Source organism: Photobacterium sp. 270122K (assembly GCF_059941365.1).
The window spans coordinates 82782-107124 of sequence record NZ_JBPOEN010000002.1; the positions used below are offsets into that span (position 1 = coordinate 82782).

Annotated in this window: 28 protein-coding genes; 16 read left to right on the top strand and 12 right to left on the bottom strand. The window is 50.1% G+C overall.

Annotated elements, in window-relative coordinates:
• The first annotated feature begins 58 nt into the window (after positions 1 to 58).
• From ACSF8W_RS03570 to ACSF8W_RS03595, 6 genes are all read left to right on the top strand, one after another.
• A complete protein-coding gene (locus ACSF8W_RS03570; protein ID WP_500845125.1) occupies positions 59 to 1348 on the top strand; it encodes an NCS2 family permease in 1290 nt (429 codons plus the stop codon).
• A gap of 54 nt (positions 1349 to 1402) precedes the next feature.
• On the top strand, positions 1403 to 1861 hold the full coding sequence (gene gpt / locus ACSF8W_RS03575) for a xanthine phosphoribosyltransferase (protein WP_428476630.1): 459 nt from the start codon (positions 1403 to 1405) through the stop codon (positions 1859 to 1861).
• 158 nt (positions 1862 to 2019) lie between these two features.
• Complete coding sequence (gene frsA / locus ACSF8W_RS03580; RefSeq protein ID WP_500845127.1) at positions 2020 to 3279, top strand: esterase FrsA; 1260 nt, start codon at positions 2020 to 2022, stop codon at positions 3277 to 3279.
• 155 nt (positions 3280 to 3434) lie between these two features.
• A complete protein-coding gene (gene crl, locus ACSF8W_RS03585; RefSeq protein WP_500845129.1) occupies positions 3435 to 3839 on the top strand; it encodes a sigma factor-binding protein Crl in 405 nt (134 codons plus the stop codon).
• A gap of 114 nt (positions 3840 to 3953) precedes the next feature.
• Positions 3954 to 5138, top strand: a complete 1185-nt coding sequence (gene proB / locus ACSF8W_RS03590; RefSeq protein ID WP_500845131.1) for a glutamate 5-kinase — start codon at positions 3954 to 3956, stop codon at positions 5136 to 5138.
• A 33-nt stretch (positions 5139 to 5171) separates the two neighbouring features.
• Complete coding sequence (locus ACSF8W_RS03595) at positions 5172 to 6428, top strand: glutamate-5-semialdehyde dehydrogenase (protein WP_500845133.1); 1257 nt, start codon at positions 5172 to 5174, stop codon at positions 6426 to 6428.
• A 430-nt stretch (positions 6429 to 6858) separates the two neighbouring features.
• On the opposite strand, the gene ACSF8W_RS03600 is transcribed toward ACSF8W_RS03595, so the two are convergent.
• Genes ACSF8W_RS03600 through ACSF8W_RS03615 form a run of 4 tightly spaced genes read right to left on the bottom strand, consistent with a single transcriptional unit; the run spans position 6859 to position 9280 of the window.
• The gene (locus tag ACSF8W_RS03600; protein ID WP_500845135.1) at positions 6859 to 7074 is read right to left on the bottom strand and encodes a DUF2897 family protein; all 216 of its coding nucleotides are present in this window, start codon (positions 7072 to 7074) and stop codon (positions 6859 to 6861) included.
• The gene (locus tag ACSF8W_RS03605; RefSeq protein ID WP_500845137.1) at positions 7075 to 7782 is read right to left on the bottom strand and encodes a M15 family metallopeptidase; all 708 of its coding nucleotides are present in this window, start codon (positions 7780 to 7782) and stop codon (positions 7075 to 7077) included.
• Complete coding sequence (gene dapE / locus ACSF8W_RS03610) at positions 7782 to 8912, bottom strand: succinyl-diaminopimelate desuccinylase (protein ID WP_500845138.1); 1131 nt, start codon at positions 8910 to 8912, stop codon at positions 7782 to 7784. The genes ACSF8W_RS03605 and dapE overlap by 1 nt, the downstream gene beginning before the upstream one ends.
• Positions 8913 to 8926: 14 nt before the next feature.
• Positions 8927 to 9280, bottom strand: coding sequence for an ArsC family reductase (locus ACSF8W_RS03615; protein WP_500845140.1), 354 nt, complete (start codon positions 9278 to 9280; stop codon positions 8927 to 8929).
• Between the two features lie 324 nt (positions 9281 to 9604).
• Between ACSF8W_RS03615 and ACSF8W_RS03620 the strand changes: the two genes are divergently transcribed.
• Positions 9605 to 9886, top strand: a complete 282-nt coding sequence (locus tag ACSF8W_RS03620) for a winged helix-turn-helix domain-containing protein (protein WP_428476639.1) — start codon at positions 9605 to 9607, stop codon at positions 9884 to 9886.
• A 65-nt stretch (positions 9887 to 9951) separates the two neighbouring features.
• Here the strand turns inward: ACSF8W_RS03620 and ACSF8W_RS03625 are convergent, their stop codons facing one another.
• Entirely contained in the window at positions 9952 to 10578 is a 627-nt protein-coding gene (locus tag ACSF8W_RS03625) for a response regulator (RefSeq protein WP_500845142.1), read from the bottom strand.
• Positions 10575 to 12329, bottom strand: coding sequence for a nitrate/nitrite two-component system sensor histidine kinase NarQ (narQ, locus tag ACSF8W_RS03630; protein ID WP_500845144.1), 1755 nt, complete (start codon positions 12327 to 12329; stop codon positions 10575 to 10577). Before narQ ends, ACSF8W_RS03625 begins: the two co-directional genes overlap by 4 nt.
• A gap of 370 nt (positions 12330 to 12699) precedes the next feature.
• On the opposite strand from narQ, the gene napF reads away from it, so the two are divergent.
• The 6 genes from napF to ACSF8W_RS03660 all read left to right on the top strand — a co-directional run bounded on the left by napF (position 12700) and on the right by ACSF8W_RS03660 (position 17276).
• Positions 12700 to 13191 carry a ferredoxin-type protein NapF gene (gene napF / locus ACSF8W_RS03635; protein WP_500845146.1) on the top strand — a complete coding sequence of 164 codons (492 nt, stop codon included), beginning with the start codon at positions 12700 to 12702 and terminating at the stop codon, positions 13189 to 13191.
• A gap of 2 nt (positions 13192 to 13193) precedes the next feature.
• Complete coding sequence (locus ACSF8W_RS03640) at positions 13194 to 13469, top strand: chaperone NapD (protein ID WP_500845148.1); 276 nt, start codon at positions 13194 to 13196, stop codon at positions 13467 to 13469.
• Positions 13466 to 15952 (top strand): periplasmic nitrate reductase subunit alpha, encoded by a 2487-nt coding sequence (napA, locus tag ACSF8W_RS03645; protein ID WP_500845150.1) that lies wholly within the window; start codon positions 13466 to 13468, stop codon positions 15950 to 15952. The genes ACSF8W_RS03640 and napA overlap by 4 nt, the downstream gene beginning before the upstream one ends.
• 97 nt (positions 15953 to 16049) lie before the next feature.
• Entirely contained in the window at positions 16050 to 16517 is a 468-nt protein-coding gene (locus ACSF8W_RS03650) for a nitrate reductase cytochrome c-type subunit (RefSeq protein WP_500845152.1), read from the top strand.
• Between the two features lie 30 nt (positions 16518 to 16547).
• Entirely contained in the window at positions 16548 to 17123 is a 576-nt protein-coding gene (locus ACSF8W_RS03655) for a NapC/NirT family cytochrome c (protein ID WP_500845154.1), read from the top strand.
• Positions 17124 to 17138: 15 nt separating this feature from the next.
• On the top strand, positions 17139 to 17276 hold the full coding sequence (locus tag ACSF8W_RS03660) for a TIGR02808 family protein (RefSeq protein WP_500845156.1): 138 nt from the start codon (positions 17139 to 17141) through the stop codon (positions 17274 to 17276).
• A gap of 152 nt (positions 17277 to 17428) precedes the next feature.
• Here the strand turns inward: ACSF8W_RS03660 and ACSF8W_RS03665 are convergent, their stop codons facing one another.
• The 3 genes from ACSF8W_RS03665 to ACSF8W_RS03675 form a co-directional block, all read right to left on the bottom strand.
• On the bottom strand, positions 17429 to 17620 hold the full coding sequence (locus ACSF8W_RS03665) for a hypothetical protein (RefSeq protein WP_500845157.1): 192 nt from the start codon (positions 17618 to 17620) through the stop codon (positions 17429 to 17431).
• Positions 17621 to 17691: 71 nt separating this feature from the next.
• Positions 17692 to 18156, bottom strand: coding sequence for a DUF1499 domain-containing protein (locus tag ACSF8W_RS03670; RefSeq protein ID WP_500845159.1), 465 nt, complete (start codon positions 18154 to 18156; stop codon positions 17692 to 17694).
• Between the two features lie 31 nt (positions 18157 to 18187).
• Positions 18188 to 18538, bottom strand: coding sequence for a DUF2956 domain-containing protein (locus tag ACSF8W_RS03675; RefSeq protein WP_500845161.1), 351 nt, complete (start codon positions 18536 to 18538; stop codon positions 18188 to 18190).
• 500 nt (positions 18539 to 19038) lie between these two features.
• Between ACSF8W_RS03675 and ACSF8W_RS03680 the strand changes: the two genes are divergently transcribed.
• From ACSF8W_RS03680 to ACSF8W_RS03690, 3 genes are all read left to right on the top strand, one after another.
• Complete coding sequence (locus ACSF8W_RS03680) at positions 19039 to 19524, top strand: DUF2919 domain-containing protein (protein WP_500845163.1); 486 nt, start codon at positions 19039 to 19041, stop codon at positions 19522 to 19524.
• Positions 19508 to 19912, top strand: a complete 405-nt coding sequence (locus ACSF8W_RS03685) for a hypothetical protein (RefSeq protein ID WP_500845165.1) — start codon at positions 19508 to 19510, stop codon at positions 19910 to 19912. Before ACSF8W_RS03680 ends, ACSF8W_RS03685 begins: the two co-directional genes overlap by 17 nt.
• A 353-nt stretch (positions 19913 to 20265) precedes the next feature.
• Positions 20266 to 21162 (top strand): Dyp-type peroxidase, encoded by an 897-nt coding sequence (locus ACSF8W_RS03690; protein WP_500845167.1) that lies wholly within the window; start codon positions 20266 to 20268, stop codon positions 21160 to 21162.
• Between the two features lie 314 nt (positions 21163 to 21476).
• On the opposite strand, the gene crr is transcribed toward ACSF8W_RS03690, so the two are convergent.
• From crr to ACSF8W_RS03705, 3 genes are read right to left on the bottom strand one after another with little or no spacing between them, the layout of a single operon-like run.
• The gene (gene crr / locus ACSF8W_RS03695) at positions 21477 to 21986 is read right to left on the bottom strand and encodes a PTS glucose transporter subunit IIA (protein WP_500845169.1); all 510 of its coding nucleotides are present in this window, start codon (positions 21984 to 21986) and stop codon (positions 21477 to 21479) included.
• A gap of 40 nt (positions 21987 to 22026) precedes the next feature.
• Positions 22027 to 23754, bottom strand: a complete 1728-nt coding sequence (gene ptsI / locus ACSF8W_RS03700) for a phosphoenolpyruvate-protein phosphotransferase PtsI (RefSeq protein ID WP_500845171.1) — start codon at positions 23752 to 23754, stop codon at positions 22027 to 22029.
• A gap of 52 nt (positions 23755 to 23806) precedes the next feature.
• Positions 23807 to 24064: an HPr family phosphocarrier protein gene (locus ACSF8W_RS03705; RefSeq protein ID WP_500845173.1), complete on the bottom strand. Its 258-nt coding sequence runs from the start codon at positions 24062 to 24064 to the stop codon at positions 23807 to 23809.
• Positions 24065 to 24343: the final 279 nt, after the last annotated feature.

Genomic DNA, 24343 nt, shown 5'->3' on the forward strand with positions numbered 1-24343 from the left:
CTGCCGACGGTGCCTTGTGCCACAACAATTGCTTAATATCTCCAAGGAATCGAGAGCAATGCTTGAGAAACTGTTCAAACTCAAAGAAAACGGTACGGATGTCCGCACCGAGCTGTTAGCGGGTCTAACGACCTTTTTGACCATGGCCTATATCATCTTTGTGAACCCGACAATGTTGGCACAAACGGGGATGGATGCAGGTGCTGTCTTTGTTGCTACCTGTGTGGCGGCGATGGTCGGCTGTTTTATCATGGGCTTTGTCGCTAACTATCCGGTTGCGCAGGCTCCGGGTATGGGCTTGAACGCCTTCTTCACGTACAGCGTGGTGATGGGGATGGGACACACGTGGGAGGTTGCATTAGGTGCGGTTTTCCTTTCGGGTTTGTGCTTCATCGCATTGAGCGTACTGCGTGTCCGTGAGTGGATCATTAACGCCATTCCGCATGCATTGCGTACGGGTATCTCTGCGGGTATCGGTCTGTTCTTGGCGTTTATCGCGCTTCAGAGTTCCGGCATTGTTGTCGATAACCCAGCGACCTTGGTACACGTGGGTGATTTGACCAGTTTCTCTTCTGTGATGGCAGGTCTGGGTTTCTTCCTGACCATTGCGCTAGTACACCGTGGCTATAAAGCGGCCGTGTTGATTGCCATTCTTGTGGTGACCGTATTGGGCATCCTGTTTGGTGACATCCAGTACAGCGGTATCATGTCAATGCCACCAAGCATTGCCCCGACCTTCATGAAAATGGATCTGTCCGGCGCGTTTGAAGTGGGCATGATCTCAATTGTTTTTGCCTTCTTGTTTGTTGATTTGTTTGACACGGCTGGCACCTTGGTCGGCGTGGCAACAAAAGGTAACTTGCTGGATAAAGACGGTAAACTGCCGCGTTTGAATCGCGCGCTGTTGGCTGACAGTACGGCAACCTCTGTGGGTGCGGTATTGGGGACATCAAATACCACCTCTTTCGTTGAAAGTGTGTCGGGTGTCGCAGTTGGTGGCCGAACAGGGCTAACAGCCGTTACAGTCGGTGTGCTATTCTTGCTGGCTCTGTTCTTTGCCCCATTAGCGGGTATGGTGCCAGCTTACGCAACGGCAGGCGCATTGTTCTACGTCGCGATTCTGATGATGTCAGGATTGGTGAGCGTTGACTGGCGCGACTTAACAGAAGCGGCACCGGTTGTTGTCGTGTGTTTACTAATGCCTCTGACATATTCCATTGCAGAAGGTATTGGTCTTGGTTTTATCACCTATGCAGCTGTGAAAGTCATGAGCGGCAAAGGACGAGATATTAATGTAAGTGTCTGGGTTATTGCTTCCCTATTTCTTGCTAAAATTATCTTCTTATAACAGTTTTATACATCCACGCAGCGGTTATGCCGCTGACTCAGAGGTTCATCGAATATGAGTAATAAGTTCATCATCACTTGGGATAACATGCAAATGTATACCCGCCAGTTGGCAGAAAAATTGCTGCCTGCCGATCAATGGAAAGGCATCATTGCGGTGAGCCGCGGTGGTTTGGTTCCTGCTGCGATCCTGGCTCGTGAACTTGGTATTCGTCACGTTGATACAGTATGTATCTCAAGCTACGACCACGATCATCAGCGTGAGATGACAGTTCTGAAGCAAGCGGAAGGTGACGGTGAAGGCTTCATCGTGATCGATGACTTGGTTGATACGGGCGGTACAGCAGAATTGATCCGTCAAATGTACCCGAAAGCCAAGTTCGTGACTGTTTGTGCGAAACCTGCTGGTAAGCATTTGGTTGATGACTATGTTGTCGATATCGCACAAGACACGTGGATCGAACAGCCATGGGATATGGCCGTGACTTTCGTTGAGCCTATCGCGAAGCGATAAGCCCCGAGAGTGATTTAAAGACAGATAAAAAAGGAGCCTGATGGCTCCTTTTTTTTCAATCGTGATAACGTGTTACCCTCATAAGGAAGGGGAAGTGATATACTCTGAGAGAGGATGCCTGCGTTGCTGTGGCATGACAACATCACTTGGAGCCTACCGTGTCTGACTCGTCTAAAAAGAACCTTTCCGAACAGCTTTTTGCCCCTCGGCAAACCACCAAAGAAACCTCCAGTTTGGTTAAGCTCGCCCATGTGGTGGATACCCCTGTACACAATGCGTTAGATGGCGACAGTGAAGCGGGCTGGTACCGTGTACTCCGCCGTCCTCAGTGGATTTGGCAAGGTATTGATCCTATTGAAATGGAAGCCATTTTTGCCCGTATGGCCAACGCCGATGCCCCTCGCACACGTGACGAATTATTGGATACCGTCATTGGCTATAAGCCGGGTAACTGGGTGTATGAATGGAGCCAAATCGGCGGGCAATACCAAAAAGCCGCCCGCGCTTTGCTAGACAATAATGCGCCCGAGCAAGCTGCCGAGCAGTTGTTGTCTGCCAGCATGTATTACAGCATTGCGGCGTACCCGCACCTGAAAGGGGATGGTTTAGCCGCGCAAGCCGAAGTGCAAGCCAACCAAACCTACCGCGATGCCATGACGTACCTGCCGCATCAGATGCGCACCATTGATGTGAAATACGAAAACAAAACCTTCCAGGCGTTTATTCACTTGCCGCGTACCGACAAGCTGTTACCGACGGTGATTGTCAGCGGCGGCTTAGATACCTTGCAATCGGATCTGCTGCGCTTGTACCGTGACTATTTCGGCCCGGCAGGGTTTGCCATGATCACCTTGGATATGCCTTCTGTCGGTCACAGTAGTCACTGGTCTTTAACCGAAGACACCAGCCGTTTGCATCAGGCCTTGCTGCAGCAAGTGAAAGAGGTGCCTTGGGTTGATCATACCCGTGTGGCGATGTTGGGGTTACGTTTTGGGGCGAATGCCGCGATCCGTTTGGCTTTCCTTGAGCCATCGCGGTTGAAAACGGCCATCAGTATCGGCGGTGCGCTGCACAGTTCTCTGGCGGATCCCAAACGCCTGGATGCGATGCCGCGGATGTATCTGGACATGATTGCGTCACGCATGGGTAAACACGGGGTCTCAAAAAAGAGCCTGACCTCACACTTGCCAGCTTGGTCGTTGAAACTGCAAGGCTTGTTGGGACGCCGCAAGCTGGACATTCCGATGTTGGCCATTGGCCTGAAAGGGGATCCGGTGTGCAGTGAGTTTGATAACCAATTGGTGGCGATGTCGAGCCGTGGGGGGAAGGCGCTGCAATTGCCGGAAACGCCACTGCATGATGGCTATCACCGAACCATGGTCGCGGTGGTGGACTGGCTGAAAGATAAATTAGCCTGACCGCCTGGCTGTCTGGTTTGTAAATAAAGTGTTGCTATGCCGTCGTTTTATGGCTTAAATGGTATATATAAAGAGGACGGTATTCCTCTGTACTGAAAAGCGATCAAGGTGGGATACCACCATGATGACATAGACTAGGGATGGAGACAGTTTTTATGAGTACAGACAGCATTTTTCCGCCACACGGACGCCTGATGACTAAATTGACGGCATTGGGCCCGTACCTGCGCCAACCGAAATCATCGGATGGCCATTTCTTCTTTGACTGCCTCGCCAGTTGTATCAGCGCCAAAAAAGCCCCGGAAGAGCGTGAGTTTTGGGGGTGGTGGTTAACCATGACACCGACCGACACCGGCTTTGAGTATCAGTACTTTTTCGGCCGTTATAACGGTGATGGTGAGTGGGTAAAAGATGCGCTACCAGCCAAACATGAGCAAGCTGTCGTCCAGACATTGGAAGCCTTTTATCCTAAATTGGCGAGTTTGCTTCAGGATGAACTCAAACTGACACTCAATGCGGCCAAATCGCTGAAAGAGCCTGAGCTGGGCAGCGCGGCGTAATGCTCATTTTGCGATTTCACTGAAGAAAAATGCGCCGAGTTGGTGCATTTTTCTTGTGATTTAAGAAGGGTATTGATACAACATCTGTCTATTCATCATTTTTGATTGATCCCAATGGCAGAGACAAATTCCTTCAATGGACAGAAGACGGATTTGGCGGGGGCACACGCGGTGCAACACCACCAAGCTGTCGAACAGACTTCACAAACTATCGTTGTTAAACTGGGCACCAGTGTATTAACGGGCGGTACCTTGAAACTCGATCGCGCACACATGGTTGAATTGGTTCGCCAGTGTGCTTCGCTACGTCGTGACGGCCACAAAGTGATTATTGTGACCTCCGGTGCGATTGCTGCCGGTCGTGAACACCTTGGCTACCCCGAGCTACCCAAAACCATGGCCAGCAAGCAATTGTTGGCGGCGGTAGGTCAAAGCCGTTTGATCCAAGAATGGGAAAGCCTGTTTGAGATCTATGGTCTGCACATTGGCCAGATGTTGTTAACCCGTGCCGATTTAGACGATCGTGAGCGCTACCTGAATGCGCGCGATATGATTGTGGCATTGCTGGATAACGGCATTATTCCTGTCGTGAACGAAAACGATGCGGTCGCAACAACCGAAATCAAAGTCGGTGACAACGACAACCTGTCAGCTTTGGTCGGTATTTTGGCCGGCGCAGATAAATTGTTGCTGCTGACCGATCAGCCGGGCCTGTTTACGGCGGATCCGCGCAACAATCCGGATGCAGAACTGATCCGTGAAGTGCACACCATTGACGAAACCCTGCGCAAAATTGCCGGTGGCAGTGTCGGTGGCTTGGGCACCGGTGGCATGGCCACCAAGTTGCAAGCGGCTGATGTGGCACGCCGTGCCGGTATTGAAGTGATCATCGCTGCGGGCAGCCGTCCGGATGTGGTCGCTGATTTAGCCAAAGGCGAGTCTGTCGGTACCCGTTTCCTTCCGCTTGAATCCCCACTAGAAAGCCGTAAGCGCTGGATTTTGGCTGGGCCTCCGCCAGCCGGTGACATCATCATTGATGATGGCGCCGCCGCCGCCGTACAGCTTCGAGGCAGCAGCTTGTTATCTAAAGGCATCACCTTGGTCAAAGGGGACTTTGAGCGCGGTGAAGTGGCGCGTATCTTTAACGCCAACGGCGAGTTACTTGCCCGTGGGATCAGTCGTTACTCAAGTAAAGACTTGGCGAAAATTGCCGGCAAGCACAGCCAGGATATTCATCAGGTATTGGGCTATGAGTACGGTCCGGTGGCGATCCACCGTGACGACTTGGTCGTTATTTAACGCGAACCGAATTCCGCGAAAAGGAAAGAAGACATGAATCTTGAAGTGATGGGCCAAGCGGCACAGCAAGCGGCATTTACGCTAGCGACCACGGCGACCCAGCAGAAAAACCGTGCATTGGCGATCATCGCTGATGAACTGGAAGCGAACCAAGATATTATCTTGGCAGCGAATGCGCTGGATATTGATGCGGCAAAAGCGTCAGGCATGAGTGACGCTTTGATTGACCGTTTGCTGTTGAATGCAGATCGTCTGGCCGGTATCGCTGGCGATGTACGTAATGTGATCAGCTTAAACGACCCTGTCGGCGCTGAGCTAGACAGCAAAGTGCTGGAAAACGGCATGCGTTTGAGCCGTCGCCGTGTGCCATTGGGCGTGGTGGGCGTGATCTATGAAGCACGTCCGAATGTGACCATCGACATCGCCGCATTGTGTCTGAAAACCGGTAACGCGAGTATCCTTCGCGGTGGCCGTGAAACCTTCCATTCCAACATGGCGTTGGTCAAAGTGATCCAAGCGGCTCTTGATAAAGCGGGTCTGCCTGCGGCATCGGTGCAGTACATTGAACAGCCGGACCGTGAATTGGTCGGTCAGTTGCTGAAAATGGATCAGTACGTAGACATGATCATCCCTCGTGGTGGTGCCGGTCTGCACAAAATGTGTAAAGAAAACAGCACCATTCCCGTGATCATTGGCGGTTTCGGTATCAGCCACGTGTACGTGGATGCGAGTGCGGACTTATCTCGCTCACTGGACGTGGTTGAAAATGCGAAAGTACAGCGTCCATCAGCCTGTAACGCATTGGATACGCTACTGGTTAACGAAACCGTGGCCGAAGCTTTCCTAGCGCGTTTGGCAGAGCGTCTGAACCACAGCAAAGTGACGTTCGTGGCCGATGACGCCAGCTATGCACTGCTTGAAGGTAAAGCTGCTTCGTTGCGTAGTGCCGTTGACGGTGACTTTGACACAGAGTGGCTTAGCTACACGCTTGGCGTGAAAGTGGTGAAAGACGTAGAAGAAGCGGTCGCGCATATGCGCAAGCATAACGCCAGCCATTCGGATGCGATCATGACCAACGACTTGATCGCGGCAGAGCGCTTCGTCAATGCTGCCGGCTCTGCTGCCGTGTACGTGAATGCGTCAACACGCTTCACCGATGGTGCGCAGTTTGGCTTAGGGGCAGAAGTGGCGGTATCGACGCAGAAACTGCATGCCCGTGGCCCGATGGGGTTGGAAGAGCTGACGAGCTATAAGTGGGTTGGCATCGCGGACTACCTTTCTCGGGCTTAATCTCTTTCACTGTGTCAGAATCAGCGATAACTGCATCGAAAGTACTCATTTATGGTCATAAACGCCGCGCTTGTGCTTTGTTCTCACAAGGCTGACTGAGAAATAATACGCGGTGAATTATAAAATCCCTGGTCGAAAGGCTGGGGATTTTTTGTATGTGGAGAGCAGGGGCGAGTCTAAAGGGACGAGGAAAAGCGGGTTAAGCGCGAGAAAGCAAGAGCGGCCCTGAGGCCCTATGGAAGAGCTCGGAACCGTGAGCGTGAGGCATGAATAGGGATGTAAGTGTTTGTATCTACGACAGTATCAAACATCCTGCCACAGGGCCACAGGGCCACAGGGCCACAGGGCCACAGGACCACATCTGCCTTTCGTTCCTGCTCTATCTCTGCTTTTACTCGTCCCTCGCAAACTCGCCCCTTAATACGCTTAATTACTTCTCATGACGGCGGGTGATTTTGTCGTTCTCTGCCTGTTTACTGATCAGATCATCCAACTCTTGCTCGCGTTTGTTTTTCTCGTGGGTGCCTTTCACGCTATCGCGCTGGCCAAATTTCATGTGGGCGGTGTACTTCAATGCGGCGATATTACTGACGACCACTGCGACGACGATGAAGCTGATCACCCAAGGGTTAAATAGCCATTCCATTTAGACCTCACTGATATTTGCAATGTACCTTGCATACAGAATATCAATGTTTGCCACTATCTGCGACTTTCCGGCGATGTCGGTGTCTTGCAGTGTGCGTCTGAGCATGTCTGGTGTGAGTTGTTGCAGTAAGTGTTGGCTGACCGGAAAGTAACTGATGTGCCAAGGCTCACAGGCAACCCCTTGTCGCTCTTCGGCGTAAGGTAAGTAAAAACCATAATCCGGCATGGTGCGGTGTAACCACTGTGCGAAGGCATGCTGGTGACCGCCGATTTCATATTCCCACGGCTCTAATTGCAGAGCAGTGCCTTCTGGTAGGCAGTTGGCGGCGTACACATCCACATCGGTGCCCCAGTGGTGGCGGCTGCCACCCGGCAGGGCAGACCAACGCAGAATGGCATGAATTTTCTCGATATCGCTTAATGCATCGGTATCCAGTGGTTGGCTATTGCAGTCCAGAATAGGTCGCTGGCCGGTGAACTTGTTATTCCAAATCCACAGCTGGCGATCAAACGGACGAAACGCGCTGGCCAGTCGCATATCAAAACCGGCTTCAAGCGCAGCGGCTTGTAAGGCAAGCATGGCCGGTGCCATATCGGTATGCACGAGTTGGCCGGTGGTCGGGTTAATGACCACAAGATGGCTGGTGTCTTGGCCTGTCAGTTGCTCGGCCGTGTGGGGCCGAGCATGTGTAGGATGTGTGAACATCAAAGGGCTTTTTCCAACACTTTCTGGTACATGTCCGTCAGCTTTTCCAAATCCGCGACTTTCACGCACTCATTCACTTTATGGATAGTGGCATTCACCGGGCCCAGCTCCACCACTTGCGCGCCGGTGCGGGCAATAAAGCGGCCATCGGAGGTGCCACCGGTGGTCAGTAATTCCGGTTGCTGGTGGTTTACTTCTTCAATCGCAGCGACAACGGCTTCCAATAAGGTGCCTTTGTCGGTGAGGAACGGATGACCACTGAATGTCCAAGTCAGATCATAGTCAAGACCATGCGCGTCCAGAACAGACTGGGTTTTACGCTTGATGTCATCGACAGTCAGTTCGGTGCTGAAACGGAAATTGAACTGCACATGGAACTCGCCCGGGATCACATTGGAAGCACCGGTACCTGCTGCCACGTTAGCGATCTGGAAGCTTGTTGGTGGGAAGTAGGCATTGCCGTTATCCCACGTCGTCGCAGCCAATTCAGCTAATGCTGGCATTGCACGATGCACAGGATTATCCGCTAAATGCGGGTAGGCCACATGGCCTTGTACCCCTTTAAAGATCACATCACCGGTGATGGAACCACGGCGACCATTTTTCACCACATCGCCCACGGCATGGGTGCTGGATGGCTCACCGACAATGCACATGTCGATTTTCTCGTTACGCGCTTCAAGGGTGTCGATCACACGCGTGGTCCCGTTAATGAACGGGCCTTCTTCGTCCGAGGTGATCAGCAGGGCGATAGAGCCGTTGTGATCCGGATGGTCTGCCAGAAAACGCTCAATGGCGACAACCATACAGGCCAGCGAGCCCTTCATGTCTGCCGCGCCACGGCCGTGTAAGTAACCATCAATGATGGTGGGCTCAAACGGTGGAGTATGCCAATGGCTAAGGTTACCGGCAGGCACTACATCGGTATGGCCCGCAAACACGAACAGTGGCGCTTGTGTGCCACGGCGTGCCCACAAGTTGGTAGTATCTTCAAACACCATGGTTTCGATCGTAAAGCCGAGTTGCTCAAGGCGCGCAATCATTACGTCTTGGCAGCCTTCATCTTCCGGTGTGACTGATTTGCGGCTCATTAAATCTTTCGCCAGCGCGATAACGGGGCTGTCTGACATCCTTGTATCCTTCATTATTTATCGTTGAAAATGGCGTGGTACTGATCAGGCTTAAAGCCCAAGTGGTACTGGTTGTTATGCACCAGCAACGGGCGCTTGATCATCGCCGGTTGTTCCAGCATCAGCGCAATGGCGCTGTCTTTATCCAGGCCGGCTTTTTGTTCGTCGTTGAGCTGACGGAAAGTGGTGCCACGTTTATTGACCATCGCTTCCCAACCCAATGCCGCTTCAAATTGTGTCAGCATGTCGCGATCTACGCCGTCCGTGCGGTAGTCGTGGAACTGGTAAGCAATCTGTTCGGCTTCAAGCCATTTCTTCATTTTTTTGATGGTATCGCAGTTCTTGATACCGTAAGCAATGGTATTCATTTTTATTCGGCTGACTTATGTTGTGAACTTGGTCTCTCTTTATAACGGGAATCCTCAACAGGCGCAACGGGGCGGTATGGCGCGGGGATGGCGCGTCGGCGTTGAATGTGTCTAAGCGTCGCACCACAAATGGGATGATATCGACACTCAAGTTGTTGATTAGTTGTTATTTTTATGGTTTTTAAATGATTTGTGAAAAGTTTTGTGAGCAGGGTCACTCAACACGGCGGTGAGGCGAGGTGAAATCGTGCCTCAATTTGATCGAACGCAACAACCGATTTGCAGAAGACGGAATAATGAAATCCTCAAATTATGGAGGTCTCAATGGAATTGAATCCGGTTTTTGCTCGTCGTCTTTATTTAGCGCTGTTAGTTGAACAACTTGAACGCCCAAACGTGCCAAAGTTGATTGAAATTACGGGTTGGCCACGCCGCACCATTCAGGATGTGTTGAAAGCTTTGCCGGGGTTCGGCATTGAATTGGCATTCGTTCAAGATGGCAAGCGCCACAACGATGGCTACTACCAGTTGAGTGATTGGGGCCCGTTTGATCTACAGTGGGTCGAGTCGCGTGAAAGGGATATCATTTCATCGGTCTCTTGCTAATAAAAAACCGCAGTGATGCGGTTTTTTATTAGCTAAATATTGGCCGATGTGCTTTTCGTTCTGGCCTATCGACCTTGGCTTTCGAGATAAAGCACGGTCGCTGCGGTACGCGATTTCACTTGCAGCTTCTTCAGTAAACTCTTCATGTGCACCTTCACGGTGGCTTCTGAAATAAACAAGGTATCCGCGATTTGCTTGTTGCGGTGGCCGCGGGCAACTTCTTTGAGGATCTGCATTTCTCGCTCGGTCAGGGTATCGAGCAAAGAATCCTGCACCTGATTGTCGGCTAAACATTCACGCACGAGATCGCTGTAGGCGTGCCCGCCACATAAGGCTTGTTTAAGCAGGGCGATCAGTTGATCGGGCTCTGTATCTTTTAGCAGATAGCCATCCGCACCGGCCTTGATCAACGCATACATATCAGCGCGACTGTCAGAGACGGTGAGTACCACAATGCACGCTTGAATGCCTTCGAGGCGCATTGCATTGAGGGTATCTAACCCTGACATGCCTTTCATGTTCAAATCTAACAAGATCAAATCGGGGTCAACATCGAGTGCCAGTTGCACGGCATCGGCCCCATTGCTGGCTTCGCCGACGATCTCAAATTCCCCTTCAAAACTTAACAGTTGGCTGATCCCCCGCCGCATCAGCGGGTGATCATCAACAATCAATATTTTCCAGCACGTCATTCTCTGTATCCTTGCGGCTTGGGCGTAAAGTGAAGGCTGACGGTGCAACCTTCGCCTTGGGCGGTTGTTATAGTCAGTGTACCGTGCAAACGAGAGGCACGTTCGGTCATGATCGCAAGGCCATAGTGATTGAGCTTGTGATCGTTGGGGTCAAAGCCTTGCCCATCATCGTGAATGCTGATCGTGACGCTTTCCGCGTCGTGTTCAGCGGGGGATGAGGACGCGTGATTTTGCTGGCAGCGCACGGTAATGGTGTTGGCGTTTGCGTGTTTGATGGCGTTCAGTACGGCTTCGCGGATCAATTGCAGTAAGTGCACTTGATGGTGGGCATCCAAATTCAAAGACGATAACCGGTTATCAAGGGTGATCAACGCTGAGCTTCGTGCTTCCAATGGGGTGATCATCGCCCGTAACGCCTCGCCCAAATGGGCTTCTTTAATGCTGAGACGAAAGGTACTGAGCAATTCACGCAATTGGGTATAGGCCCCAGACAGGCCATGGTCGATCTCTTGAATCACGGTATTGGCGGCATCTGGGTTGTTCACTTGCCGTTTAAGCAGTGTGACTTGAATTTTCAAGTAAGACAACGACTGGGCTAATGAATCGTGCAGTTCGCGTGCAATGGTGGCGCGCTCTTCCATCAACAATAATTGCTCGGCCTGTTTTTGGGCGCGGTTGTAATAGATACCGCGCGCCAGTGTACGGCTGATGTTTTCGATCAGGCTGTGATCCGGACAAGGCAGGGTGTATTGCCAGCCAAGGTGGCCTTGTACTTTGCCGTCGATCTCTAATTCTTGATAGTGCCAGTTGGCATCGGTTGGTTGGCCTGCTGTTAATTCGGTATTGGCGCCGTTGCTTTCCTCGATGATCAATTTGGCCGCCGTCAGCCCTTCGATGGTGATCATGGTGTCCAGCATGGCATGGAAGTTTTTTGTGCTCAGGCGGCTTTCTTTGAGTTCTTGGGAACAATCATACAGCACTTGTAAAGAGTCATTGGCTTGGCGTAAACGGCGGGTTTTGGCATCCACCTGCTGTTCTAAGTTGCGATACAGCTTACCCAATTCGCTGGCCATGGTGGAGAATGCCCCCGCTAATACGCCCAATTCGTTGTCACTTTTTACCGGCAAGACCAGATCAAAATGCCCATTCTGTACTTGTTCACTGGCAATGACCAATTGGTTGAGTGGGTTGACAATTTTTCGCTGAGTGAAGTGAATAATGAACAGGGTGATGAACAAAATTAAACTCAGGCCGATCCCGCCAACAATCGCTAATAACTGCAATTTGACGATAGAAAACTCCTGTAACGCGTAGACGAATTGATCAATGCGATCAACAAAGCGTGCTACGTCAGTCAGAAATTGTGCCTCATGACCGTTTTGCAATAATGGGTACAAATCCGCCCAGCGGGCGATCAGGTGATCATAATGCTGTTGAATGCTGCTGGGCACGGTCCAGTGGTTAAGTGCCGCCATGGAAGGGGAAAATAACGATTGCTCAAAATGCACCACATGTTCATTCAATTGTGGTGATTGGGTTTGGATATCGTAAGCCAATCGGTAGCTTTGCATGCGCAATGAGCCGGATACATTGATCGCTTCGGCATCATTTAAGCTGGATGCCAACGTCAGTAAGGCGAAGCTGGTGGTCAGGACAGACAGCAGGACGATCACCAGCATGGCGCGGGCGATGGTACTGGTGACGGGTTTAAGCGGCTGAGTCTGCAAATAATTCCCTTCTTTTAGGTGCATCAATGGGGCCCTTGTCTGTGCGTGTCTCAACTATAGTCAAAGAGTACCGAGCACACGGGGCCGTGGAGGATGACGTTCGATTTCTGGCTTCGTGTGGTGGCGATGTCACGCTGCAACGCGCAGCACGTGCTTATAGTGTGAAGAGTATCAATTTGATTTATTGATCTAAAACAATTTTGCCCCCTAATTAACCCTAACGGGGTATTTAGGTAATTGTGACGAGATTTACACTACCGCATATAAAAGTGACAATTTGTGAAAAATTAGTCGCAACTAACGCCGATATATGTCGTGTGTGCCTCGTTGTAGTGGCTGAGCCCTTCAACCGTCACGATCATTTTGTTCATAACTTTTTACAAAGGATGTGTCGATGTTTGATCGTTCCCGTCGTCGTTTATTCATGCGACGCCAGCAACCGGATTTTCCGCGTCTGCCTTGGGTGGTCGATGAAGACACTTTCACCGATCACTGCACCCGTTGCAATCAATGTGTCTCGCACTGTGAAACGCAGATCATCACCAAAGGGGACGGGGGGTTTCCGATGGTCGATTTTCAGCGAGGTGAATGCACGTTTTGTTATCGCTGTGCGGATGCCTGTCCGGAGCCGTTATTTCGCCCGCAGGCTGAGTCACCGTGGCACATCACCGCGACGATTAACACAGGGTGTTTAGCCCAACAAAACGTTGAGTGCCGCAGTTGCGGGGATATGTGTGAGACACAGGCGATCGGTTTCAAGTTGCAAGTGGGCGGGGTAGCAACACCCATGATTGAGGCGGATGCCTGTACCGGATGCGGTGCGTGCGTGGCGGTTTGCCCGACGTCGGCCATCACCCTTGCCCTACAACATCCAGAAGGAGAGTAGCAATGTCATCATTACAGGAAGTGCACATCTCGAGTTTAGTGGTGCATGTTAAACCTCAGCATCTGGCATCGGTGAAAGTGCAGATTGAGGCAATGCCCAACGCCGAGATATATGGCGACAGCGAAGAAGGGAAGGTCATTGTGGTGCTTGAAACTGAAAATCAAGGCTATGTGACTGACACCATAGATAAAATTAACAACTTAGAACACGTTCTGACCACGTTTTTAGTGTTCCACCAAATCGAACACATTGACGCGCAATCTGAGGATGATTCATGAAAATGACAAGACGTGCATTTGTGAAAGCAAATGCCGCCGTTTCGGCCGCCGCTGTAGCCGGTATTACGCTGCCTGCTTCTGCCACGAACTTAATTGTGAGTGCAGATGAAACCAAAATTAAGTGGGACAAAGCGCCTTGTCGTTTTTGTGGTACGGGTTGTTCTGTGTTGGTGGGCACCCAAAATGGCCGCGTTGTGGCGACCCAAGGGGATCCCGAAGCGCCCGTGAATAAGGGCCTGAACTGCATCAAAGGCTACTTCCTGTCGAAAATCATGTACGGCAAAGACCGTTTGCAAACGCCGATGTTGCGTATGAAAGACGGTAAGTTCCACAAAGACGGTGATTTTCAGCCGATCACATGGGATCAAGCCTTTGATGTGATGGCGGAGAAATGGAAAGCCGCACTGGAAAAGCAAGGGCCATCCGGTGTGGGCATGTTTGGTTCTGGCCAGTGGACCGTTATGGAAGGGTACGCGGCATCGAAAATGATGAAAGCGGGCTTCCGTTCCAACAACATTGATCCTAACGCGCGCCATTGTATGGCTTCTGCTGTGGTGGGCTTTATGCGTACCTTTGGTATTGATGAGCCAATGGGTTGTTATGACGATTTCGAGCATGCGGATTCGTTCGTGCTGTGGGGCTCGAACATGGCAGAGATGCACCCGGTACTGTGGACACGCATCACGGATCGTCGCCTGAGTCACCCGCATGTGAAAGTGAACGTGTTGTCGACGTACACCCACCGTTCGTTTGAATTGGCCGATAACGGCATGGTGTTTGAACCACAAACGGATCTGGCGATTGCCAACTTCATTGCCAACTACATCATCCAAAACGATGCCGTGAACTGGGATTTCGTCAATAAGCACACCCATTTCAAACGCGCCGAAACCGATATCGGTTATGGCCTGCGTGATGAGCATCCGTTGCAGCAGCAAGCCAAACACGCCAACTCAGGCAAAATGTTCCCGATGACGTTTGAAGAATATAAAGCCTCGGTGGCGGAATACACCGTGGAGAAAGCGTCTGAGATGTCAGGCGTACCACAAGACAAACTGATTGAATTGGCCAAGCAGTATGCGGATCCCAACCGTAAAGTGATGTCACTGTGGACCATGGGCATGAACCAACACACCCGTGGGGTGTGGATGAATAGCTTGGTGTACAACATTCACTTGTTGACCGGCAAGATCTCGCAGCCGGGTAACAGTCCTTTCTCGTTAACCGGCCAACCGTCTGCGTGTGGCACAGCCCGTGAAGTGGGGACGTTTGCTCACCGCTTGCCGGCTGACATGGTGGTGGCGAACCCGAAACACCGTGCGATTGCGGAAGATATCTGGCAACTGCCGGAGGGGACGATCCCACCGAAGCCGGGCTACCATGCCGTTGTGCAAGATCGCATGCTAAAAGACGGTAAGCTCAATGCCTACTGGGTGATGTGTAATAACAACATGCAGGCTGGCCCAAATATTAATGAAGAGCGCCTGCCGGGTTACCGTAACCCTGCCAACTTCATTGTGTGTTCTGATCCGTACCCGACAGTCACGGCACAAGCGGCTGATTTGATTTTGCCAACGGCCATGTGGGTGGAGAAAGAAGGCGCTTACGGTAACGCCGAGCGTCGTACCCAAGTGTGGTACCAGCAGGTCCAAGCGGGCGGGGAAGCAAAATCGGATCTGTGGCAGATCATGGAGTTTTCTAAGCGCTTTACCGTGGAAGAAGTGTGGGGTGAAGAACTGCTCGTGAAAGCCCCTCAGTACCGTGGTAAGACGATGTACGACGTGTTGTTCCGCAACGGCGAGGTGGACAAGTTCCCGCTGTCAGAAGCGCAACCGTTGAATGATGACGCACAAGCACAGGGCTTCTACGTCCAAAAAGGCTTGTTTGAAGAATACGCCCGCTTTGGTCGTGGTCACGGTCACGATTTGGCCCCGTATGACACTTACCATCAGGTGCGCGGTCTGCGCTGGCCGGTGGTGGATGGCAAAGAAACCCAATGGCGTTTTGCTGAAGGTTCGGATCCTTATGTGCCAGCCGGTGAGAAATTCCGTTTCTACGGCCACAAAGACGGCAAGGCCAACATTATTTTTGCCCCGTTTGAGCCCGCGCCTGAAACGCCAGACAGCGAATACGATTTGTGGCTTTGTACCGGCCGTGTGTTAGAGCATTGGCATACCGGTACCATGACCCGCCGCGTGCCGGAGTTGTACAAAGCGGTACCGGATGCGGTGTGTTATATCCACCCGGCAGATGCGAAAGCCCGTGGTGTACGCCGTGGCGATGAGGTGCTGCTGGCATCACGTCGGGGTGAGGTGCGTTGTCGCGTCGAAACCCGTGGCCGTAACCGCCCACCAGAAGGCTTGGTGTTTGTGCCGTTCTTTGATGCGCGCATTTTGGTCAACAAACTGATTTTGGATGCGACAGATCCGTTATCGAAGCAGACTGACTTCAAAAAATGCCCGATTAAAATCACGAAAGTCTAACGACGCCATCCCTTTTATTTGTGCATGTCTCGCGCTGGCCTTACAGCATGGGGCGGGACATGTGCTGACTGAATTTTGCCTGTAGGCGGAGAAGAACATGAAAAAAGTAATCATTGCGGTGATGGCGCTCGGCATGTTGGTGGCCGGTGCTGTCCAGAGTGCAGAAGCCCTGCATAATCCCGGAGGCATTGGTGGTGTGGAATCACTGCGTGGGGTGAGTGAGTTAGAGACCACGCGCGCGGCGGATCCGATGAAGCGATATCCGCGTGACCAAGGGGTGATTGATAGCGATTATGTGTATCAGCCACCGTTGATCCCGCACACTATCCGTAACTACGAAGTGTCGCAAAACGCCAACAAGTGTTTGGCTTGTCACAGTTGGAAAAATGCCAAAGAAATGGGTGCCACCAAGATCAGCGTGACACACTACCAATCGCCACGTGAAGGGCAGGTGTTGTCAGATGTGTCACCGGCGCGTTATTTCTGTTTGCAGTGCCATGTGCCGCAAGCGGATGCAAAACCCTTGGTCGGTAACGATTTTAAACGTGTTGATGCCTTGCGCTAACCATCGCCAAGAAGCAGAGAGAGGCTAAAGATGAAAATCATAAAGGCATTTTGGCGCCGTTTAACGTCACCGAGTAAAGTGGCGGTGGGCGTGGTGTTATTCATGGGCTTCATGGGCGGTTTGCTGTTCTGGGGTGCATTTAACACCGGCATGGAAGCGACCAATACCGAAGCATTCTGTTCGGGGTGTCATGCGCCGATCGTGAAAGAAATTCAAGAAACGGTGCACTACTCTAACCGTTCTGGGGTACGTGCGATCTGTTCGGATTGCCATGTGCCACACAATTGGACCGACAAAATGGTGCGTAAAGTACAGGCTTCAAAAGAGCTGGTGGCTCATGCATTAGGGACCATTGATACGGAAGAGAAGTTTCAGGCGCGACGGGGGCATTTGGCCAGTCGTGAGTGGCAGCGGATGAAAGACAATGACTCGCAAGAATGCCGAAACTGTCACGAGTTCGAGTTCATGGATTTCTCAGAGCAAGGGCCACGCAGTGTGAAGCAGCACTCAACGGCGTTGGCATCCGGCGATAAAACCTGTGTGGATTGCCACAAGGGGATTGCCCATAAGCTGCCGGACATGAAAGGTGTGGAAGGCTGGCAGTAACGAAAGGAGAGAAGAATGAGTACGCTTGAATCCATCATTTGGCACACCTTGGGTTACGCGGCCATGCCGGTGATTATCCTGAGTGGCTTTGTCGCAGTCGCGGCTGTCTCTGTGTGGTTGCTCTCACTGGGTAAAGACAAAGCCAAAGACTGAGTGTTCAAAGATCGGCGCGATAAACGCGCCTACACCGGGTGAAAGGCGGTGTGAGCAGTGTTCAAAAAGCCATGTTGGTGTCTCAGCATGGCTTTTTTATTTTTGTCATTTTGGATTCATCTTCAGATGAAAGAGGTCGCCGGGCTGGCAGGTCAGCGTGATGGCATTCGGTGAGGGGAAAAAAGCGCAATGGCGGCTAAACCTAACCATAACAGGTCAATCGGTCCCCATTCTTGCAGGAAAAGCCAGAGCGTGTGTGATTCGACAATGAGGTCGATCACTTGCAAGATAACCATGCTGGCGAGGCCAAGCAGGCAAAAAAGTTGGAAACTGGCTTTGTCCATCGATATACCCTCAATGCATCACTGTACGAAGTATAGATCGCATTGAGAATCATTATTAATCATTGTGTGCGTTATTCTTGCACTAAGTAACCCGCTGTCAGTAAATGCTGGCGAAATTGTTCGGCACGTTCTCGATTGACCCCAAAATCGGAATACCCGACGCGTGATGCAGAGCGGATTATTAAATGATTACCCTCCCGCTTGACTTCAAAATCATCAATAAAACGGAAAATCATGCTGGTACATTCGACGCGAAAATACTGCGTTTGCTCATCGGCCAATGCGGCACCCGGCAACGTCAGGGCTAAGCGTTGAATTTGCTTCCAACGGTGACTGCCTTTGTCTGTGAGGACAAAAGGAGACAGCACATGTTGCTCCCTCTCATCCAGGGTAGAGACACAATTGGGGCTGTCGCTGCAGATCTGGTTAATGTGATAACGGTTAACGGTCGGGTCGGTATGTTCGTGACTGCCACAGGCCATCAGTAGGCTGCTAAGGCCAACCAAGGTGAGTGTCCGATAAAGGTGAGGGCGCATGGTGATATCTCCTTATATGGCCGTACGCGAATCAGAGCTGGGTATAGATGATGAATCCAACCCAAGAGGCGACCAATAACACCCAAGGTAGCCACTGTGTACGGGCAGGAACCGTGTGCTGGGCAGATGTATTGGCAGTGGTGGCTGCTGCGCTGTCTACGAGAGACGGCTTTTCCTTGGTGCCTTTCTTACGCTGTTTGTCGCGTTCGCGGGATTTGACCTTTTGCTGCTTTTTATACAGTTCAATGCCGTGTTGGATCCCTTGAGCGATGAGTTTCGTTTGTTCTTTGGTTTGCCCTGGCTTTTGCGTGGCGCGGGCAATATTCATCGCTTCTTGTTGCGTTTCCGGTGAGGGAGTTGAATGTACTTTTTTCGTCGCCATGAAATATTATCAGTCAGAATGAGGATAAGTAAATTATACCGATAGCGTAAGTAAATGGTAAGCGGTGGTAAAAGATGTCCTAAAGAACGTAATTATATTTCAATAAATGTACAGGGTGTGAACACAATATTTATGCTTTTGTTATGCAATAAACTCATGAAAAGTAATGGTAATGTGCGTATGTCGTGGTGAGATTTGAATAAGATCACGTGTTGTGATGGCTGTAATAAAATTAGAAAAACGCCATTTTAGAACGGAAAAAACGTGATCTGGCTTACAAGACGTATATCCAAATAGTGCGGTTCGCCACAGAATTTAGCGTTTGGTGTGGTGGTAGTCGTGGAAAGGATTATCTTGACGATACGGTATGACAACAACACCTTCTTGGCTTTTTCAGATGAGGAGGTATTGACCAAGTGTACGACGACCCGCCGGCTGGCTATTGAAAAATGGCTGACGCACCTCCATTGCATAAAGAGCAATGTTAATGAGGAAAGTCAGTGTTATATCCAATAGAAGCCTACGACAAGCATGGCTTGTTGAAACCGTCAGCCATGTTGTGGCTGTGTTTATGGTTTAGTGCGAAGGCATGGATTGTCTTTGTGATGGCGGGGGCCAGTCGACAACATGGTGCGCAAGTGCTCGAGATACTGTACCCACTGCCTGAAAATTTGTATCTGGCGATGGGGCTGGGATTACCCGCAGTGATCTTCATGTGGCTTGCCGGTTACCGACACAAAAATAATAAGGTTATAAATTGGGTATGGCAGCAAGGTAAATATGTCCTTTTGTTTAGCTATACCGTTGATTGTGCTTTGCAAGTGTACCAATTGATCCTCACCCACGGTGAGTTCAGCTGGACCCGCGCGTTAAGTTTATTGCTTACACTTTGGCTCGGGTTTTACCTCTACCGCAGTTCGCGGGTCAGGAATACATTTGCGGATAAGCCGTTAGAAGAGGTAAAGAGTCATGAACGAATGGGGTAAAGGCTTAGTCCTGTTCAGTGCGCTATTAAGCCCACTGGCGATGGCTGACTGGCTGTTAGATGTGAATTTTGAAGTGACCGGTGCATCGGGTATTACGCAGTCAGTGAACACATCACTGTCATTGTTGCCGGGTGAAGAAACTGTTTTTTTTGGTACGGCAGATGCCGATCAAAGTGCGCGTGAACTGGTTGGCAGTGCTGAACTGCTCGCGATTTCTGCGGAAGAAGTGACGATTGCGTTTAAAGTCAAAGAGCGTCTGGATGACGGTGGCTGGCGTACCGTGATTGCACCGACATTATCGACGGGGTTGGATACGCCGGCGTTGTTTGAATCGACCGACAGTGCTGATGAGCAAGTGAAGTTACAGGTGGCCGTTACAACCGTATAAGGAAATCATTTTGTCTTTTATGCTTCATTAAAACGCGCCTTATCAGGCGCGTTTTTTATTTTCGGCCCCTATGATTTTGCCACGCCTTGCCTTTCTTTATCCGGCTCTTTCGGAATGACCGCCTTTTCCCTGCCGCTGAATCCCTTCTTGTGGCTACAACGATTAAATCTGGTGAGCGTGTTAGGTTATTGGTGAGTGCTGACAATGATCAACTTTCCGGATGTAAATCGCGCTATAATCCTTGCGAATTCAGTTTATCCTGATGTGATTGCCCGTAATGCCCACGTTTGGTGCAATATACGGTGTCCGATCACACAGGATACATATCAGCACTCGCTATTTAGGAGAAGAGTATGGCCACTGCACAACCTCTGATTTTGCCTGAGGCAGGTCCATTTGCATTGTATGCAGTAATGAAAGTGACAGGTGACGCAAAAGCGGTGTTGGCACAATGTCAGCAGATCCATGATCAAGTTGCTGCGTTGAACGAACTGCAGCCGCATTCTGATCTTCGTGCAAGTATCGCATTTGGTAAAGATTTCTGGTTGTCGTTAGAAAAAGGCTGCCCTGCGGAGTTCGATAACTTCGTTGCGTTGGGCAAAGACGACATTACCGCCCCTGCGACAGGGGGAGATATTCTGCTGCACGTGAACTCCAGCCGCCACGATTTGAACTTCTACCTATTACGCCAGTTCATGCAGCCAATTGCGGATCAAGTGGAAGTGATGGATGAGACATACGGTTTCCGATACCTTGATGCTCGCGATATGACAGGCTTTATCGATGGCACAGAAAACCCGAAAACGCGCGAAGCACGTTCTGATGTCGCACTGATCCAAAGCGGTGATTATGCGGGTGGTAGCTTTGTGATGGTGCAGCGTTTTGTACACAATCTACCGGCGTTTAACCGTTTGAATATGCAAGCACAGGAAAAAGTGATTGGTCGTACACGTGCGGATTCCGTCGAGCTGGAAGACGTACCTGCGGCCTCTCACGTTGGCCGTGTGGATATCAAAGAAGAAGGTAAAGGCCTGAAGATTGTACGCCATAGCCTGCCATACGGCACGGTAACGGGCGATCATGGCCTACTGTTCATTGCATACTGTAATAACCAGCATAACTTTAATGTGATGCTAGAGAGCATGTACGGCGAAACAGACGGCAAGACAGATCAGCTATTGCGCTTTACCACCGCAGTAACGGGTGCATACTTCTTTGCACCGTCAATGGAAGTGCTTGCTGCGCTGTAAGCGTTGAAGCGGAATCCGCATTGAAAGATGAATCCCTGGTCGAAAGGCCGGGGATTTTTTTGACAAAGAAAGGGGGCGAGTGTCTAGGGACGGGTCTCGCTGCGCGCCGAGGGGCGAGTCAGTGCGGAAAAGCAAAAGCGGTTTAAGAGCGGTGCTATGGACCTGAGGCCCTATGGCAATATAGCAACGCGTGACTCGCTTCTGCCCCTTCTTTGCTCTTCCGCTTTTACTCGTCCCTGTAAACTCGCGACTCGAATTTTAAGTATAAAAAAACGCCGCCCGTAGGCAGCGTTTTTGCAAAGATTGAAGCAATCTTATTTCTTGATGCGGATAACTGGAGTAACACCCACAGTTGTTGCGCCAGAAAGTTTGTTCAGCTCTTTGATTTCGTCCATGTTAGAGATAACAACTGGAGTCAGAGTTGATTTCGCTTTCTCTTCTAGCAATGCTAGATCGAACTCGATGATAGTGTCGCCCACTTTCACAGTTTGGCCTTCTTCCGCGATACGCGTGAAGCCTTCACCTTTCAGTTCAACAGTGTCGATACCGAAGTGAACGAATAGCTCGATGCCGTCGTCAGACTCGATAGAGAATGCGTGGTTAGTTTCAAAAATCTTACCGATAGTACCGTTTACTGGTGCAACCATTTTGTTGCCAGCAGGTTTGATAGCGATACCGTCACCAACGATTTTTTCTGCAAACACAACATCTGGCACATCTTCGATGTTTACAATTTCACCAGATAGTGGTGCGATGATTTCAATAGCACCAGCTTCAGTGCTGTCGTCAGAAACCAGCTTCTTCAATTTGTCAAACAGACCCATATCGTTGCTCCTAAGCGTTGTTATTTTATCTGCAGGTATTTTAGCAGATGGTCTTTTCTGCGATGAATTTTTCTACGTGTGCTTCGATTTCAGCAGCAGTAGGCATAGCAAGCGCTTGCTCAGCCATAGCTTTTACATCAGCAAAGTTTGCGTTACGGATAATTTTCTTAATGCGAGGAATTGAAATTCCGCTCATGCTGAATTCGTCCAGACCCATACCCAGTAGTAGTAGGGTTGCACGCTCATCACCCGCAAGCTCACCACACATACCTGTCCACTTGCCTTCTTTGTGAGAAGCATCAATAACCTGCTTGATCACAGTTAGCACTGCTGGAGAGAGTGGGTTGTAAAGGTGAGAGATCAGCTCATTACCACGGTCAACCGCAAGAGTATACTGGGTTAAGTCATTAGTACCAATACTAAAGAACTCAACTTCTTTTGCTAGGTGGTGAGCAATCGCAGCAGCTGCTGGCGTTTCAACCATTACACCGATTTCGATGTTTTCATCAAATGCCAGACCTTCAGTACGAAGTTCTGCTTTGTATTCTTCAATTGCCGCTTTCAGTTCACGGATCTCTTCAACAGAAATGATCATCGGGAACATAATGCGGATTTTACCGTGTGCAGACGCACGAAGAATACCACGTAGTTGGTCGCGTAGAATTTCACGACGATCCAAGCTGATACGCACTGCGCGCCAGCCCAGGAACGGGTTCATTTCTTTTGGTAGATCCATGTACGGCAGGTCTTTGTCACCACCGATATCCATAGTACGGATAATCACAGATTCGCCATGCATCGCTTCTGCAACTTCTTTGTAAGCGATGTATTGCTCTTCCTCAGTAGGAAGTGCATCACGGTCCATGAACAGGAATTCAGTACGGTAAAGGCCAACACCTTCGCCACCGTTACGGTTGATACCGTCACAGTCTTTCACTGTACCAATGTTACCGCACACTTCTACTTGCTTACCGTCTAGGGTAATAGCAGGCAGATCTTTCAGTTTCGCTAGCTCTTCTTTTTCAGCTAGGTGCGCGTCACGGATCGCTTTGAATTGGGCTAGCTCATCGTCAGATGGGTTGATCACGATCTTGTTGTTGATCGCGTCAAGAATCAGCATGTCGCCGTTCTTCACCTGAGTGGTAATGTTGTTTGTACCTACGATAGCTGGAAGTTCTAGAGAACGCGCCATGATAGAGGTGTGTGATGTACGACCACCGATATCAGTAATAAAGCCAAGCACGTAATTTAGATTGATTTGCGCTGTTTCAGAAGGGGTGAGGTCGTTAGCAACCAGGATCACTTCTTCGTTGATCGCGCTCAGGTTAACAATGCTGATACCCAGTGCATTCTTAACAAAGCGGTTACCGATATCACGGATGTCGGTTGCACGCTCTTTGAGGTATTCATCGTCTAGGGATTCAAGCGTCATCGCTTGCTCTTCGATGATTGCGTGGATCGCAACATCAGCAGAGGCATTGTTCTCTTTAATGAAGGCTATGATTTCTTCTTCTAGCTCTTCATCTTCAAGCAACATGATGTGGCCTTCAAAGATGGCTTCTTTCTCTTCACCAAAGGTGATGCGTGCTTTTTCTTTGATAACTTCTAGTTGCTCAGATGATTTTTTTCGAGCATCGAAGAAACGCTGAATTTCGTTCTCGATTTGGTCTGCAGCGATAGAAGCTTTGTTAAATACAATCTCTTCTTCTTGCAGAAGTAGTGCTTTACCAAAAGCAATACCAGGAGACGCCAGGATACCTGAAATCATAGCCTTACCTTAAATTAACTTAAAACTAGGGGAAGTAATAGCGGGCTGCGTATTAGTGCAGTTCGTCCATTAGAGCAACTAGGTGGTCAACAGCTTCTTGAGCTTGTGCACCTTCAGCAGCGATAGTTACTACTGTGCCTTTTACTAGACCTAGAGTTTGAAGCTTGAATAGGCTTTTTGCGCTAGCGCTTTTGCCGTTTGAAGTCACTGTGATGTCTGCGTCGAAAGCTTTAGCTTCTTTAACGAACTGTGCTGCTGGACGAGTGTGTAGGCCGTTTTCTGCAGTGATCTCAACTTGCTTCTGATACATTTTTCACCCCGATGATAGATAATAATTATTTAATTTTTTAACGTAACTGTCAGTGAAGCTTGCCTGTTCGGGCTTTATTCGCTCACATGAGTATAAACTACCCAACAGTTCGATGTTTGAGATTAATCCAAGTCAATTTTTTGTGACTTTTCTCTCTTTTCTTTCTCCGGTATGGCCATTTCATGACCTTTTATTTCGGAGCTAGAAATAATACACAACGGTTTTATATTAGAGCTAAAATCAAAATGCAACAAAAAAGCCCCCCAAGGGGAGGCTTTT

Bases quoted from the DNA above. Each gene is read 5' to 3' on its own strand.
- ACSF8W_RS03570 (WP_500845125.1), top strand. From the start codon at position 59: ATGCTTGAGAAACTGTTCAAACTCAAAGAAAACGGTACGGATGTCCGC.
- gpt (WP_428476630.1), top strand. From the start codon at position 1,403: ATGAGTAATAAGTTCATCATCACTTGGGATAACATGCAAATGTATACC.
- crl (WP_500845129.1), top strand. From the start codon at position 3,435: ATGAGTACAGACAGCATTTTTCCGCCACACGGACGCCTGATGACTAAA.
- proB (WP_500845131.1), top strand. From the start codon at position 3,954: ATGGCAGAGACAAATTCCTTCAATGGACAGAAGACGGATTTGGCGGGG.
- ACSF8W_RS03595 (WP_500845133.1), top strand. From the start codon at position 5,172: ATGAATCTTGAAGTGATGGGCCAAGCGGCACAGCAAGCGGCATTTACG.
- ACSF8W_RS03600 (WP_500845135.1), bottom strand. From the start codon at position 7,074: ATGGAATGGCTATTTAACCCTTGGGTGATCAGCTTCATCGTCGTCGCA.
- ACSF8W_RS03605 (WP_500845137.1), bottom strand. From the start codon at position 7,782: ATGTTCACACATCCTACACATGCTCGGCCCCACACGGCCGAGCAACTG.
- dapE (WP_500845138.1), bottom strand. From the start codon at position 8,912: ATGTCAGACAGCCCCGTTATCGCGCTGGCGAAAGATTTAATGAGCCGC.
- ACSF8W_RS03615 (WP_500845140.1), bottom strand. From the start codon at position 9,280: ATGAATACCATTGCTTACGGTATCAAGAACTGCGATACCATCAAAAAA.
- ACSF8W_RS03620 (WP_428476639.1), top strand. From the start codon at position 9,605: ATGGAATTGAATCCGGTTTTTGCTCGTCGTCTTTATTTAGCGCTGTTA.
- ACSF8W_RS03625 (WP_500845142.1), bottom strand. From the start codon at position 10,578: ATGACGTGCTGGAAAATATTGATTGTTGATGATCACCCGCTGATGCGG.
- narQ (WP_500845144.1), bottom strand. From the start codon at position 12,329: ATGCACCTAAAAGAAGGGAATTATTTGCAGACTCAGCCGCTTAAACCC.
- napF (WP_500845146.1), top strand. From the start codon at position 12,700: ATGTTTGATCGTTCCCGTCGTCGTTTATTCATGCGACGCCAGCAACCG.
- ACSF8W_RS03640 (WP_500845148.1), top strand. From the start codon at position 13,194: ATGTCATCATTACAGGAAGTGCACATCTCGAGTTTAGTGGTGCATGTT.
- napA (WP_500845150.1), top strand. From the start codon at position 13,466: ATGAAAATGACAAGACGTGCATTTGTGAAAGCAAATGCCGCCGTTTCG.
- ACSF8W_RS03650 (WP_500845152.1), top strand. From the start codon at position 16,050: ATGAAAAAAGTAATCATTGCGGTGATGGCGCTCGGCATGTTGGTGGCC.
- ACSF8W_RS03655 (WP_500845154.1), top strand. From the start codon at position 16,548: ATGAAAATCATAAAGGCATTTTGGCGCCGTTTAACGTCACCGAGTAAA.
- ACSF8W_RS03660 (WP_500845156.1), top strand. From the start codon at position 17,139: ATGAGTACGCTTGAATCCATCATTTGGCACACCTTGGGTTACGCGGCC.
- ACSF8W_RS03665 (WP_500845157.1), bottom strand. From the start codon at position 17,620: ATGGACAAAGCCAGTTTCCAACTTTTTTGCCTGCTTGGCCTCGCCAGC.
- ACSF8W_RS03670 (WP_500845159.1), bottom strand. From the start codon at position 18,156: ATGCGCCCTCACCTTTATCGGACACTCACCTTGGTTGGCCTTAGCAGC.
- ACSF8W_RS03675 (WP_500845161.1), bottom strand. From the start codon at position 18,538: ATGGCGACGAAAAAAGTACATTCAACTCCCTCACCGGAAACGCAACAA.
- ACSF8W_RS03685 (WP_500845165.1), top strand. From the start codon at position 19,508: ATGAACGAATGGGGTAAAGGCTTAGTCCTGTTCAGTGCGCTATTAAGC.
- ACSF8W_RS03690 (WP_500845167.1), top strand. From the start codon at position 20,266: ATGGCCACTGCACAACCTCTGATTTTGCCTGAGGCAGGTCCATTTGCA.
- crr (WP_500845169.1), bottom strand. From the start codon at position 21,986: ATGGGTCTGTTTGACAAATTGAAGAAGCTGGTTTCTGACGACAGCACT.
- ptsI (WP_500845171.1), bottom strand. From the start codon at position 23,754: ATGATTTCAGGTATCCTGGCGTCTCCTGGTATTGCTTTTGGTAAAGCA.
- ACSF8W_RS03705 (WP_500845173.1), bottom strand. From the start codon at position 24,064: ATGTATCAGAAGCAAGTTGAGATCACTGCAGAAAACGGCCTACACACT.